A 13,243-nucleotide genomic window follows, 5' to 3' on the forward strand; every position below is an offset into this window, starting at 1 on the left:
CATGGCACCCGGCGCGGGTGTCCGCCGCGGTGTTCTCAACGGCGTCCTCGACCGGTGCGGGAGCGGTCTCGGTGAACTGGGGGAAGTGCTGCGGGCAGGCAGCCGTGGTGGGCGGGGGCGATGTCCTGGACTCGGCGGGTGAGGCCCTGCCAGAGGTGGAAGCGGTCACTGACCTGCAAAGCGTCGGGGGCGCCGGCGGTGATGCCCTGCTGGTAGGTGAGGGATCCGTCGGGGCATGCGACCTCGACACCCGGGCGTCCCCGGAGCCAGTGGCTGAGCTGTTCCGCGTCGCGTCCTGCCCAGAGTGTGAGCGGGAGCCGGGTGGTGGCGTCGACCAGGAGGGTGCCGGAGGTGTCTCCGTAGAGGGCGAAGTCGTCCGCCCCCAGCCCCCCGGAGCGTCACCAGCGGCGGAAGCGGCACCCGCATCAGCTGGGACAGGACGGTGCACCGCGAGAGCGTGACGTTCAGGATCCGCGGCATCCCGGAGCCGCCTCGCCCGGCCAGCACCACGCCGACGTCTTCCACCTGTCGCCGCAACAGTGGTGTGCGCCGCTGATAGCGCACGGTCAGCCCAGCCACTTGCTCGGCCAAGGTCACCTTCGGACAGGCCGGGTTCTCGCAGTACAGACGGCGCACGGACAGGCCGATGCCCAAAGGGCGACCTTCGAGAGCCACGTCGACGAGGCGGCGCACGTAGCGGCTATGGCACCACGCGCTGAGCCGGCCACCTCCCGTACATTGCGCCGGTTGACCGGATCTCATACGGGCACGGACCGTCACGGCAGCATCGGAGACGTCGACCGAGAGCACCAGTACGTCAGACAACTGCGGTAACGGACGTGTCAGTTCAGTAGGGCACAGTCTCAGGCTGCCCGCTGCGCGGACCCGGCTGACGGTCTCACCGAGATGATCTCTAGCTACGAGAATCTTGCCAGGGCCGCATGCGGGTGTACGCCGACAGCGCGAGAAGTTTCGCGACGCTGATAGCGGCGTGTGTTGCATTCCAGCGTGTCAGGTGTGATGCAGTTCACTGTGTTGGTGTGGATCTCAAGGCCGCGGTGCCCGCCGATGTCGAACTCGGCGGGCACTGCGACCGCGCCGGTTAGCGAGCAGGCGCGAAGCCCTGGGACTGGTCGAACATCAAGAGGCGTCCGGCCTTGTCGGGTGTCCAGCTTTTGGCGCGAGCCGTGCGGATCGTGGTGGCCGCCTCCTCGGGCAGTACGGGCCTGGCGGGGATTTCGAATCAGTTGCTCGGATGCGGCTGGTTGGTGGTGACCGGCGTTCGTGCTGCTCCGGCCGCGATCCAGCCCGGCCGAGGCAACCTCGTCGCGCTGCTTGACCGCCGGTCGGCACTCAACGATGCTGTGTTGCGACACGTGAGATGTGTGCCGTAATGAGCAACATCTGATGCAAGTCTCGACCAGCCGAGGAGTGGCCATGACGCACCAGGTCCGTGCCGTCGTCGCGCGGGGCAAGGGCGCCCCCGTCAGCCTGGAAACGATCATCGTGCCTGACCCGGGTCCGGGTGAGGCGCTGGTGAAGATCGAGGCCTGCGGGGTCTGCCACACCGATCTGCACTATCGCGAGGGTGTCATCAACGACGACTTCCCCTTCCTGCTGGGCCATGAGGCCGCGGGTGTCGTGGAGTCGGTGGGGGAGAGGGTCACCGACGTCGCGCCGGGCGACTTCGTGATCCTCAACTGGCGTGCGGTGTGCGGTCAGTGCCGTGCCTGTCTGCGCGGGGAGTCGTGGTACTGCTTCGACACCCACAACGCCAAGCAGAAGATGACCTTGCTCGACGGCACCGAATTGTCGCCGGCGCTGGGTATCGGCGCCTTCGCGGAGAAGACGCTGGTCGCCGCCGGGCAGTGCACCAAGGTCGACCCGGCCGCGTCGGCGGCGACCGCAGGTCTGCTGGGGTGCGGCGTGATGGCGGGCCTCGGCGCGGCCATCAACACCGGCAAGGTCGGCCGGGGTGACTCGGTCGCCGTCATCGGCTGTGGCGGTGTCGGGGCCGCGGCGATCGCCGGGGCGAACCTGGCGGGTGCGGCGAAGGTCATCGCGGTCGACATCGACGACCGCAAGCTGCAGACCGCCGAGAAGCTGGGCGCGACCCACACCGTCAACTCCAGGGAGAACGACGCGGTCGAGGCGATCCGCGAGCTGACCGGCGGCCACGGCGCGGACGTCGTCATCGAGGCGGTCGGCCGCCCGGAGACGTACAAGCAGGCGTTCTACGCCCGGGACCTCGCCGGGACCGTCGTCCTGGTCGGTGTGCCCACCCCCGAGATGAAGCTCGAACTGCCGCTGCTGGACGTCTTCGGCCGCGGCGGCTCCCTGAAGTCCTCCTGGTACGGCGACTGCCTGCCCTCCCGCGACTTCCCGATGCTGATCGACCTCTACCTCCAGGGCCGGCTCGACCTGGACGCCTTCGTCACGGAGACGATCGCGCTGGACGAGGTCGAGAAGGCCTTCGAGCGGATGCGCCACGGCGACGTGCTGCGCTCGGTAGTGGTCCTCTGATGGCCGTCCGCATCGAACACCTCGTCACCTCCGGGACCTTCTCGCTGGACGGCGGCACCTGGGACGTCGACAACAACGTGTGGATCGTCGGCGACGACAGCGAGGCGATCGTCATCGACGCCGCGCACGACGCAGACGCCGTCGCCGAGGCCGTCGGCGACCGGCGCCTCATCGCGATCGTGTGCACCCACGCGCACAACGACCACATCGACGCCGCGCCCGAACTCGCCGCGCGCACCGGCGCCCCGGTCCTGCTCCACCCGGACGACCTGCCGCTGTGGAAGCAGACCCACCCCCACCGGGCGCCGGACGCCGAACTGGCCGACGGCCAAGGCATCGCGGTGGCCGGCGTCGAGCAGACCGTGGTGCACACACCGGGCCACGCGCCCGGGGCGGTCTGCTTGCACGCCCCGGCCCTCACCGCGCTCTTCAGCGGTGACACGCTGTTCGCCGGCGGGCCAGGGGCGACAGGGCGGTCGTACAGCCACTTCCCGACCATCGTCGAGTCGATCCGGGACCGGCTGCTGACGCTGCCCGCAGACACCGTCGTGCACACCGGACACGGGGACACGACCAGCATCGCCGCCGAGGCCCCGCACCTCCAGGAGTGGATCGACCGCGGCTTCTGACGCCCTCCGGCGACCTGCTCAGCGCCCGCCCTCGGCTCGCGGCCACCGCGAGCCGATGTGGCGGGCTGTTGTTCTTCTATGTGAGTTGAGTTTTTCATGGCGCAACGAAATCGACGACCCGGAGCGCCCTCTGAATGCCTTGACAAGGGTTCAGGGCGACCTCAGACTAATGTTGCGCTTACCGCAATCCGTTTCGCTATACGCACCCGAGGTGTCATGATGATTCCCGCGTGCCGTCTTGAGGATCTCCCCCAGGGCGAGGCCCACCGGCTCGACATCGATCCGCCGGTCTCGGTGTTCCACACCGACGACGGCGAACTCTTTGCCATCGATGACACCTGCACCCACCAGGACGCGTCGCTCGCCGACGGCTGGCTGGAGGGCTACGAGGTGGAATGTGCGCTGCATGCCTCCAAGTTCGACCTGAGGACCGGCGCGGTCGACGCCCCGCCGGCCAAGCTCCCGGTCCGGACGCACGAGGTCCTCGTCGAGGACGGCATGATCTACGTCCGGCTGTCCACCGACGCGCCCAACCTGCCGCCCTGCATCTCGGCCCGGCTCGCCGGGGGTCCCGCGTGAGGACGGTCGCCGTGGTCGGCGCCTCGCTGGCCGGCCTGTCGGCGGCGCGCGCACTGCGCAAGCAGGGCTACGACGGCCGGCTGGTCGTCATCGGAGACGAACTCCACCGCCCGTACGACAGGCCCCCGCTGTCCAAGGAGTTCCTCTCCGGCGCGCTCGGCGAGGCCGAACTCGCCTTGGAGACCGACGGCGAGGACCTGCGGGCGGAGTGGCTGCTCGGCGTCCGCGCCACCGGACTCGACCACGCGGCACGTACCCTGCGGCTGGCCGACGGACGGGAGGTGCAGGCCGACGGCGTTGTCATCGCGACGGGCGCCGCGGCACGTAGGCTGCCCGGCGCCGAGGGGCTGGCCGGAGTGCACACCCTGCGCACCCTGGACGACGCCCGCGCCCTGCGGGACGAACTGTCCCGCGGACGACGGCTGGTGGTGATCGGCGGAGGCTTCATCGGAGCCGAGGTCGCCTCCACCACGAACGCGCTCGGCCTCGACGTGACCGTCGTCGAGGCCGCCCCGACACCGCTCGCCGGACCGCTCGGCGAGACCATGGGGGCCATCGTCTCCGCTCTCCACACCGACCATGGCGTACGGCTGGAGTGCGGTGTGGGCGTCAAGGGGCTGAGCGGGGAGACCCGCGTCGACGCCGTTCTGCTGGAGGACGGGCGCAGCATCCCCGCCGACCTTGTCGTCGTCGGTGTGGGCGCACGACCGAACGTCGAGTGGCTGGAAGGCTCCGGCATCGCCCTCGACGACGGCGTCACGTGCGGCGCCGACGGCCGCACCAGCCTGGCCGGCGTGGTCGCGGTCGGCGACTGCGCCAACTGGTACGACCCGCGCGCGGGTCACCATCGCCGCGTCGAGCACTGGACCGGCGCGCGGGAACGGCCCGACGCCGCGGTCGCCACCCTGCTGGCGGGCGGTGCGGTGGAACCGGGGGTGCCCCGGCCGCCGTACTTCTGGTCCGACCAGTACGGCGTGAAGATCCAGTTCGCGGGCCACGCGGTCGGCGCGGACACCATCACCGTCGAGGCCGGTACCGCGGACGACCGCGACGTCCTGGCCGTCTATCGACGGGCCGGGAGCCCGGTCGCCGTACTCGGGCTGAACCAGCCACGGCTGTTCACGCGCTGGCGCAAGCAACTCACCGCCACCGCGTCCTGACGCCGCCCGCGTCCTGACGCCGCCCGCGTCCTGACGCCGCCCGCGTCCTGACGCCGCCCGCGTCCTGACGCCGCCCGCGTCCTGACCGCCGCCCGCATCTTGGCCCCGCCGGCGTCTTGACACCGCCCCAGCCGCATCCCATGCTGCGGTTGCATATAACACGCAGCGTTGCTCTATACACAACACCGTCCGGAGTCGCACTTCCCGGCGCGTGAATGACCCCTCCACGACGTTCTCCCGAGGAGTGCACCGTGACCTCGACCAGCCTGCCGGACAGCCTGATCGCCACTCTCCCCGGCTCCTCCTACACGGACCCGGAGTTCTTCGCCCGGGAGCAGGAGCACATCTTCGAGACCATGTGGTTCTGCGTCGCGCGGGCCTCCGAGCTGGCCAAGCCCGGCGCCTTCCGCACCGTCGACGTGGGCCGCGAGAACATCCTGGTCGCCCGGGCCAGGGACAACGGCATCCGTGCGTACTTCAACGTGTGCCGGCACCGCGGCGCCAAGCTCTGCACCCAGGAGACCGGCGAGGTCAAGCGGGCCTTCCAGTGCCCCTACCACGCCTGGACGTACGACCTCAACGGCAAGCTCGTCGCGGCGCCCAACCTCACCAAGATGCCCGACGTGGGCCGTACCGAGTACGGACTGGTGAGCGTGGCCGTGCGCGAGTGGCTCGGCTATGTGTGGGTCTGTCTCGCGGAGAACCCGCCCTCCTTCGAGGAGGACGTCATCGGTGAGGTCGTCGCCCGCCTCGGCGACGTCGAGTCGATCGAGCGCTACGACATCGACGACCTCTCCGTCGGCAAGCGGATCGTCTACGACGTGAAGGCGAACTGGAAGCTCATCATCGAGAACTTCATGGAGTGCTACCACTGCGCCACGATCCACCCCGAACTCACCGAGGTGCTTCCGGAGTTCGCGGACGGCTACGCCGCCCAGTACTACGTCGGCCACGGCGCGGAGTTCGGTGACGAGGTCCAGGGCTTCACCGTCGACGGCTCGGAGGGGCTGGACCGCATACCCGGGGTCGCCGACGAGCAGGACCGCCGCTACTACGCGATCACCGTCAAGCCCCAGGTCTTCATCAACCTCGTCCCCGACCATGTGATCTTCCACAGGATGTACCCGGTGGCCGCCGACCGCACGATCGTCGAGTGCGACTGGCTCTACCTCCCGCACGTCGTCGAGAGCGGCAAGGACGTCAGCCGGTCCGTGGAACTCTTCCACCGGGTCAACCAGCAGGACTTCGACGCCTGCGAGCGCACCCAGCCCGGAATGAGTTCGCGGATGTATGCCAAGGGTGGCGTGCTGGTGCCCAGCGAGCACCACATCGGCGCGTTCCACGACTGGGTGAACGAACGCCTCGGCACTTCCCCCCAGGGGGTGACTCAGCCCAGGTAGCCCATCCGGTGGCTGATCTCCTGGGCGCCCTTGAGCAGCACCGGGGAGAGCTCGTGCAGGCGCTCCTCGGTGAGCCGGTAGCCGGGCCCGGAGGCGCTCAGCGCCGCGATGGCGTCGCCGTCCCGGTTGCGGACCGGGGCGGCCATCGCGTGCAGACCGACCTCCAACTCCTCCAGGGTGAAGGCGTAGCCGCGCTCCCGCGCCTCGGCGAGGTTCTTTTCGAGCTTCGTCCTGGCGGTGATGGTGCGCGGGGTGACCTTCTTCATGCCGGCGGAGGACAGCAGCGCGGCGCGCTCCTTGCTGGGCAGATACGCCAGAAGGATCTTGCCGCTGGACGTGGCGTGCAGGGGGGTCAGCTGGCCGACCCAGTTGTGCGCGGTGATGGCTCCGGGACCGCGCACCTGATACAGGTTGATCGCGTACTGCTCTTGCATGACGGCGATGTTGACGGTCTCGCCGAGCTCCTCGGCGAGACGTTCGCAGACCGGGCGGCCCTGCTGGGTGATGTCGATACGGCGGGTGACGGCGCCCGCCAGGCGGACGATGCCGAAGCCGAGCCGGTACTTGCCGCGCTCGCCGGCCTGCTCCACCAGACCGCGCGCCTCCAGCGCGCCGAGCAGCCGGAAGGCGGTCGACTTGTGTACCTCGATCTCGCCTGCCACCTCGCTCACGCCCGCCTCACCACGCTGAGCGAGGATCTCCAGGACACTGATGGCCCGGTCCACCGACTGCACGCCGCCGGCAGGTGAATTCGACGTTTCCGAGTCAGGGCTGTAGTTGCTCACAGTGAAACTATACGCGTAGTAGACAACGTCACTGCAAGTAATGCCGTCGAGACTCAAGATCCTGAAGTTGCGCTGTTCGCAACCTGGTGCGTATAGCGCGCCCCGGTCTAGCATGCCTCGTATACCTACGGCGCGAGCGATACGAGGCACCATGGCTCCTGTGCAATACGACTTCGTGATCGTCGGTGGCGGTTCAGCCGGCAGTGCACTGGCGAACCGGCTCTCCGCCGACCCGGCCAACCGGGTGCTCGTCCTGGAGGCCGGCCGGTCGGACTATCCGTGGGATGTCTTCATTCACATGCCCGCGGCGCTGACCTACCCCATCGGCAGCCGGTTCTACGACTGGAAGTACGAGTCCGAGCCCGAGCCCCACATGGGCGGCCGGCGCGTCTACCACGCGCGCGGCAAGGTACTGGGCGGCTCCAGCAGCATCAACGGCATGATCTTCCAGCGCGGCAACCCCATGGACTACGAGCGCTGGGCCGCCGATCCCGGCATGGAGACCTGGGACTACGCGCACTGTCTGCCGTACTTCCGGCGCATGGAGAACTGTCTGGCGGCCGATCCGGACGACGAGTTCCGCGGCCACGACGGCCCCCTCGTCCTCGAACGGGGTCCGGCGTCCAACCCCCTCTTCGCCGCCTTCCTCAAGGCCACGCGGGAAGCGGGTTACGCGCCCACGGACGACGTCAACGGCTACCGGCAGGAAGGTTTCGCCAAGTTTGACCGGAATGTCCATCGCGGGCGCCGACTCTCGGCGTCGAAGGCGTATCTCAAGCCCGCGATGAAGCGGCCGAACCTCACCGTCAGGACCCGCTCCCTGGTCACCCGCGTCCTCTTCGAGGGCAAGCGCGCCGTAGGGGTCGAGTACCAGCGCGGCCGGGGCGCACTCCAGCAGGTCCGCGCCAAGGAGGTCATCCTGTGCGGCGGCGCCATCAACTCCCCCCAGCTGCTCCAGCTCTCGGGTGTCGGCAACGCCGAGGAACTGCGCGCGCTCGGCATCGACGTCGTCCACGACCTCCCCGGCGTCGGCGAGAACATGCAGGACCACCTGGAGGTGTACATCCAGTACGCCTGCAAGCAACCCGTCTCCATGCAGCCGTATCTGGCGAAGTGGCGTGCCCCCTTCATCGGCCTGCAGTGGCTGTTCCGGAAGGGCCCGGCCGCGACCAACCACTTCGAAGCGGGCGGCTTCGCCCGCAGCAACGACGATGTGGACTACCCCAACCTGATGTTCCACTTCCTGCCCATCGCGGTCCGTTACGACGGATCCGTGCCGGCCGGCGGCCACGGGTACCAGGTGCACGTCGGGCCCATGTACTCCGACGCCATCGGTTCGGTGAAGATCACGAGCAGGGACCCGCGCGAGCACCCGGCCCTGCACTTCAACTACCTCTCCACCGAGCAGGACCGCCGTGAGTGGGTCGAGGCGATCCGGGTGGCCCGAAAGCTCCTCAACCAGCCCGCGCTCGCCCCCTACAACGACGGCGAGGTCTCACCCGGACCGTCGGTGGAGACCGACGAGGAGATCCTCGCGTGGGTGGCCAAGGACGGCGAAACAGCCCTGCACCCGTCCTGCACCTGCAAGATGGGCACCGACGAGATGGCCGTCGTCGACCCCGCCGGCATGCGGGTGTACGGCGTGGAGGGCCTGCGCGTGGTGGACGCGTCGGTGATGCCCTACGTCACCAACGGCAACATCTATGCTCCCGTGATGATGATCGCCGAAAAGGCCGCCGACCTGATTCTCGGCAAAGAACCGCAGGCGCCCTCGAAGGCCGCGTACTACCGCCACCGTGACGGCCGGAAGTTGGCGGAGTAGGAGGTGGGTGCCACAGGGCTCCGGGCGCTGCTGAACAGCGTCCGCTACGAGGTGCTGCCCGCGCAGGCGACCGAGGACAAGGTCCTCGCCCATGTCCCGCGCGATGTCGTCGTGACCGTGACGGCGTCGCCGGTCAAGGGGCTGGAGCCGACCCTCGACCTCACCGGTCGGCTCGCGGCACACGGCTACCGGGTCGTCCCGCACGTGCCGGCGCGGCTGCTGCGGGACGACGTGCACCTGAAGGAGGTCACGGCCCGGCTCCGTGAGGCGGGCGTGGACGACGTCTTCGTCCCGGCCGGCGACTCCGACCCGCCGGCCGGGGTCTACGACGGGGCCCTGCCGGTGCTGCGCGGGCTGAGCGAGCTGTGCAGACCCTTCACCCGGGTCGGCGTCACCGGCTACCCCGAGAGCCATCCGCTCATCCACGACGACATCACCATCCAGGCGATGTGGGACAAGCGCGAGCACGCCACATACATCGTGAGCAACATGTGCTTCGACCCGCGGGTGCTGGGGGAGTGGCTCGTTCGTATACGGCACCGGGACATCACCCTGCCGGTCCATGTGGGCGTCGCGGGGCCCGTACAGCGGGCGAAGCTGCTGGCGATGGCCACGAAGATCGGGGTGGGGGAGTCGACGCGCTTCCTGACGAAGCACGCTTCGTGGTTCATGCGTTTCGCGACTCCCGGTGGGTATGCGCCCGAACGGCTGCTGACCCGCACGGAGGAGGCCCTCACCTCACCCTCGGCGGGGGTGGCGGGCCTGCACCTGTTCACGTTCAACCAGATCGCCGAGACGGAGCGGTGGCGCCGCGCGCTGCTGGACCGGTTGGGCGGCTGAACCGGGAGAAAGATGACAACGGACACCGAATGGCAGCTGACCCGAACCTTCACCAGCACCTCGGGTGACGTCCGCTGGGAGTGGCTGGGGCAGCCCGGCCGGCCCCCGGTCGTCCTGCTGCACGGCACGCCCTTCTCGTCGTACGTCTGGCGTGCCGTGGCCCGCTCGCTCGCCCGTGACCATCAGGTGTTCGTCTGGGACATGCCCGGCTACGGCACCTCGGAGAAGGCCGCGGGACAGGAGGTGTCCCTGGCCGCCCAGGGCCGCGTCTTCACCGAGCTCCTGGGCCACTGGGACCTGGAGCGACCGCTCGTCGTCGCCCACGACTTCGGCGGTGCCGTCGCCCTGCGGGCACACCTGCTGCACGGCGCCCGCTACCGGGCCCTCGCCCTGGTGGACCCGGTCGCGCTGGCGCCGTGGGGCTCGCCGTTCTTCCGGCTGGTCCGCGAGCACGCCGACGTGTTCGAGCGGTTGCCGCCCGCGCTGCACGCGGCCCTGGTGCGGGAGTACGTCACCTCCGCCAGCAGCCCCGGCCTGCACCCGTCGGTCCTGGACCGGCTCGTCGAACCCTGGCTGAACGACCCCGGCCAGGCTGCCTTCTACCGGCAGATCGCCCAGGCCGACCAGCGCTACACCGACGAGATCCAGGGCCGGTTCGGCGAGATCGGCATCCCCGTGCTCGTCTGCTGGGGTGAGGACGACACCTGGATCCCGGTGGCGAAGGGGCGCGAGCTCGCCGCTCTCGTCCCCGGCGCGCGGTTCGAATCGATCGCCGGCGCGGGCCACCTGGTCCAGGAGGACGCCCCCGCGGAGCTCACGGCCGCGCTCAGCGCCTTTCTGCGGCAGCCCCTGTGACCTGGTTCGGTGCTCCCGGCGTCGTATACGACAAGGGCGGGACCGGAGACCCGGTCCCGCCCCCTGGGCGTGCGGCTCAGCGGAAGACCACCGTGCGGTTGCCGTCCACCATCACGCGGCTCTCGCTGTGCCACTTCACCGCGTGTGCGAGGACCTGTGCCTCGACGTCCCGCCCGACCGTGACCAGGTCGCCGGGGTCGAGCGAGTGGTCCACGCGGACCACGTCCTGCTCGATGATCTGCCCCTCGTCCAGGTCCGACGTCACATAGTGCGCCGTCGCGCCGACCAGCTTGACTCCGCGTTGGTGGGCCTGGTCATAGGGGCGTGCGCCCTTGAAGCTGGGGAGGAAGGAGTGGTGGATGTTGATGGCGCGGCCCTCCAGCTCCTTGCACAGGTCGTCGGAGAGAACCTGCATGTAGCGGGCCAGCACCACCAGGTCGACGTCCAGCTCACGCACCAGCTCCATCAGCCGCGCCTCGGCTTCGGGCTTGGTGTCCTTGGTCACCGGAATGTGGTGGAAGGGAACGCCGTACGTCTGCGCGAGCTTCTCGAAGTCGCGATGGTTGGAGACGATCCCCGGGATCTCGATGTTGAGGGCGCCGGTGCGCCGGCGGAACAGCAGGTCGTTGAGGCAATGGCCGAACTTCGACACCATGATCAGCGTCCGGGTCGGCGTGGCCGCTTCGTTCAGGCTCCAGGAGATGCCGTAGGCCCGGGCCACGGGACCGAACCGGTAACGCAGACTTTCCGTCTTGACGTTCGGATCGGAAACGTCGAAGTGGACCCGCATGAAGAAGCGGCCTTGAAGTCGGTCGTCGAACTGCTGGCTTTCCAGAATGTTTCCTGAGTTCCTGACGAGGAAGCCGCTGACGGCGTGAACCAGCCCCGCGCTGTCAGGACAGGAGAGGGTGAGGACGTACTCACGGCCAGGTTGCGGGCGAGGGGACATTTATGCGGCCTCCGTCGATGCGTATTGCACAACAAGGTGAGCGATACGCAACATGGTCGGCTCGGTGCCCCCTGTGGTCAAGGGTGGGCGGGTAAGGGGACGCATGGTGAAATCGTCATCCGCCAACCTCTTGACGTCGGTCTGTCCATTCGCCACTGTGTTCCACCACAAGCAATACGGTGCACGATGCGCAACGAATTTCCATGGAAAGGCTCGGCGCGTGGCAGACCTGTATGTGGATGGCGAATGGCGGGATCCGGTCGCCGGTGGGCACCGGGACATCCGCTGTCCCGCCGACGGCACGCTCGCGGCGACGGTATCGGAGGCGACACGCCCCGACAGCGAGGCGGCGATCGCCGCGGCCCGCCGCGCCTTCGACGCCGGGCACTGGCCGAACACCCCCGAGCGTGAGCGCGGCGCGCTGCTGCTGCGCACCGCCGACATCATCGAGCGCGACGCCAAGGCGTTCGCCCGCGCCGAGTCCCTGGACACCGGCAAGCGGCTGGTGGAGAGCGAGTACGACATCGCCGACGTCGTCTCCTGCTTCCGCCACTACGGGGGCCTCGCGGGTACCGACGCCGGCCGCGTGATCGACACCGGCCGCGACGACGCCGTGAGCCGCGTCGGCTACGAGCCGGTCGGTGTGTGCGGCCTCATCACTCCCTGGAACTACCCGCTGCTGCAGGCGAGCTGGAAGGTCGCCCCGGCGCTGCTCGCCGGCAACACGATCGTCCTCAAGCCCAGCGAGCTCACGCCCTCCAGCTCGATCCTGCTGGTGAAGGCACTGGAGGAGGCCGGGCTCCCCGCCGGGGTCGCCAACCTCGTCCTGGGCACCGGACCCAAGGTGGGCGCACCGCTCTCCGAGGACCCCGCCGTGGACATGGTCTCCTTCACGGGGGGACTGGAGACCGGCAAGCGGATCATGGCCACCGCCGCCGCGACCGTGAAGAAGGTCGCACTGGAGCTGGGCGGCAAGAACCCCAATGTCGTCTTCGCCGACACCGACTTCGAGACGGCCGTGGACTTCGCTCTCACTGCCGTGTTCCTGCATTCGGGGCAGGTCTGCTCGGCCGGCGCCCGGCTGATCGTCGAGGACTCCCTGCACGACCGGTTCGTCGACGAGATCGTCCGCCGGGCCCGGCAGATCCGCCTCGGCGGCCCCTTCGACGCCGACGCCGAGACGGGAGCGCTGATCTCCGCACAGCACCGGGCGAAGGTCGAGGCGTACGTGGCCGCGGGGATCGCCGAGGGCGCCGTACTGCGCTGCGGCGGTGCACGGCCGGACGATCCCGCGCTGGCAGCCGGCCACTACTATCCGCCGACCGTGCTCGACGAGTGCACGCAGGACATGCGCGTGGTGCACGAGGAGTCCTTCGGACCCGTGCTGACCATCGAGCGCTTCACCGGCGAGGACGATGCCGTACGCATCGCCAACGACACCGAGTACGGGCTCGCCGGAGCCGTCTGGACGCAGGACGCGGGCCGGGCCCAGCGGGTCGCCCGGCGGCTGCGCCACGGCACGGTGTGGATCAACGACTACCACCCCTATGTGCCGCAGGCGGAATGGGGTGGCTTCGGGCATTCGGGCGTGGGCCGGGAGCTGGGACCGACCGGCCTGAACGAGTACCGGGAGCCCAAGCACATCTGGCAGAACATCCGACCCCGGCCGCAGCACTGGTTCCGCGGCTGAACGCCGAAAGA

12 protein-coding genes are annotated in these 13,243 nt (G+C 69.2%); 9 read left to right on the forward strand and 3 right to left on the reverse strand.

Annotation, left to right across the window (positions count from 1 at the left end; genetic code table 11):
- Positions 1–35 precede the first annotated feature (35 nt).
- Positions 36–386 (reverse strand): transposase, encoded by a 351-nt coding sequence (locus tag ACIQNG_RS36835; protein WP_401491393.1) that lies wholly within the window; start codon positions 384–386, stop codon positions 36–38.
- 1,051 nt (positions 387–1,437) lie between these two features.
- Here ACIQNG_RS36835 and ACIQNG_RS36840 point away from each other — a divergent pair.
- The 5 genes from ACIQNG_RS36840 (at position 1,438) to ACIQNG_RS36860 (ending at position 6,291) form a co-directional block, all read left to right on the forward strand.
- Complete coding sequence (locus tag ACIQNG_RS36840; RefSeq protein WP_401491324.1) at positions 1,438–2,523, forward strand: S-(hydroxymethyl)mycothiol dehydrogenase; 1,086 nt, start codon at positions 1,438–1,440, stop codon at positions 2,521–2,523.
- On the forward strand, positions 2,523–3,152 hold the full coding sequence (locus tag ACIQNG_RS36845) for an MBL fold metallo-hydrolase (RefSeq protein ID WP_401491326.1): 630 nt from the start codon (positions 2,523–2,525) through the stop codon (positions 3,150–3,152). Before ACIQNG_RS36840 ends, ACIQNG_RS36845 begins: the two co-directional genes overlap by 1 nt.
- Positions 3,153–3,368: 216 nt before the next feature.
- Positions 3,369–3,731 (forward strand): bifunctional 3-phenylpropionate/cinnamic acid dioxygenase ferredoxin subunit, encoded by a 363-nt coding sequence (locus ACIQNG_RS36850; protein ID WP_401491327.1) that lies wholly within the window; start codon positions 3,369–3,371, stop codon positions 3,729–3,731.
- On the forward strand, positions 3,728–4,891 hold the full coding sequence (locus ACIQNG_RS36855) for an NAD(P)/FAD-dependent oxidoreductase (protein ID WP_401491329.1): 1,164 nt from the start codon (positions 3,728–3,730) through the stop codon (positions 4,889–4,891). Before ACIQNG_RS36850 ends, ACIQNG_RS36855 begins: the two co-directional genes overlap by 4 nt.
- 251 nt (positions 4,892–5,142) lie before the next feature.
- Positions 5,143–6,291: an aromatic ring-hydroxylating dioxygenase subunit alpha gene (locus ACIQNG_RS36860; protein WP_401491331.1), complete on the forward strand. Its 1,149-nt coding sequence runs from the start codon at positions 5,143–5,145 to the stop codon at positions 6,289–6,291.
- On the opposite strand, the gene ACIQNG_RS36865 is transcribed toward ACIQNG_RS36860, so the two are convergent.
- A complete protein-coding gene (locus ACIQNG_RS36865; RefSeq protein WP_401491395.1) occupies positions 6,279–7,025 on the reverse strand; it encodes an IclR family transcriptional regulator in 747 nt (248 codons plus the stop codon). The genes ACIQNG_RS36860 and ACIQNG_RS36865 overlap by 13 nt on opposite strands.
- 202 nt (positions 7,026–7,227) lie before the next feature.
- Here ACIQNG_RS36865 and betA point away from each other — a divergent pair, with 202 nt between their 5' ends.
- The 3 genes from betA to ACIQNG_RS36880 are packed head-to-tail and all read left to right on the forward strand — an operon-like array spanning position 7,228 to position 10,593.
- Positions 7,228–8,898: a choline dehydrogenase gene (betA, locus tag ACIQNG_RS36870; RefSeq protein WP_401491333.1), complete on the forward strand. Its 1,671-nt coding sequence runs from the start codon at positions 7,228–7,230 to the stop codon at positions 8,896–8,898.
- A 3-nt stretch (positions 8,899–8,901) separates the two neighbouring features.
- Positions 8,902–9,738, forward strand: a complete 837-nt coding sequence (locus tag ACIQNG_RS36875) for a 5,10-methylenetetrahydrofolate reductase (RefSeq protein WP_401491335.1) — start codon at positions 8,902–8,904, stop codon at positions 9,736–9,738.
- Between the two features lie 12 nt (positions 9,739–9,750).
- Positions 9,751–10,593 (forward strand): alpha/beta fold hydrolase, encoded by an 843-nt coding sequence (locus ACIQNG_RS36880; RefSeq protein WP_401491337.1) that lies wholly within the window; start codon positions 9,751–9,753, stop codon positions 10,591–10,593.
- Between the two features lie 76 nt (positions 10,594–10,669).
- Here the strand turns inward: ACIQNG_RS36880 and purU are convergent, their stop codons facing one another.
- A complete protein-coding gene (gene purU / locus ACIQNG_RS36885; RefSeq protein WP_401491339.1) occupies positions 10,670–11,542 on the reverse strand; it encodes a formyltetrahydrofolate deformylase in 873 nt (290 codons plus the stop codon).
- A gap of 220 nt (positions 11,543–11,762) precedes the next feature.
- Between purU and ACIQNG_RS36890 the strand changes: the two genes are divergently transcribed.
- Positions 11,763–13,232, forward strand: a complete 1,470-nt coding sequence (locus ACIQNG_RS36890) for an aldehyde dehydrogenase family protein (protein ID WP_401491341.1) — start codon at positions 11,763–11,765, stop codon at positions 13,230–13,232.
- Positions 13,233–13,243 lie beyond the last annotated feature (11 nt).

It is taken from the genome of Streptomyces sp. NPDC091377, assembly GCF_044757045.1.
Classification (GTDB): Bacteria; Actinomycetota; Actinomycetes; order Streptomycetales; family Streptomycetaceae; genus Streptomyces.

Excerpts from the sequence above, each read along its gene's own strand:
- ACIQNG_RS36840 (WP_401491324.1), top strand. The coding sequence starts at position 1,438 with ATGACGCACCAGGTCCGTGCCGTCGTCGCGCGGGGCAAGGGCGCCCCC.
- ACIQNG_RS36845 (WP_401491326.1), top strand. The coding sequence starts at position 2,523 with ATGGCCGTCCGCATCGAACACCTCGTCACCTCCGGGACCTTCTCGCTG.
- ACIQNG_RS36850 (WP_401491327.1), top strand. The coding sequence starts at position 3,369 with ATGATGATTCCCGCGTGCCGTCTTGAGGATCTCCCCCAGGGCGAGGCC.
- betA (WP_401491333.1), top strand. The coding sequence starts at position 7,228 with ATGGCTCCTGTGCAATACGACTTCGTGATCGTCGGTGGCGGTTCAGCC.
- ACIQNG_RS36880 (WP_401491337.1), top strand. The coding sequence starts at position 9,751 with ATGACAACGGACACCGAATGGCAGCTGACCCGAACCTTCACCAGCACC.
- purU (WP_401491339.1), bottom strand. The coding sequence starts at position 11,542 with ATGTCCCCTCGCCCGCAACCTGGCCGTGAGTACGTCCTCACCCTCTCC.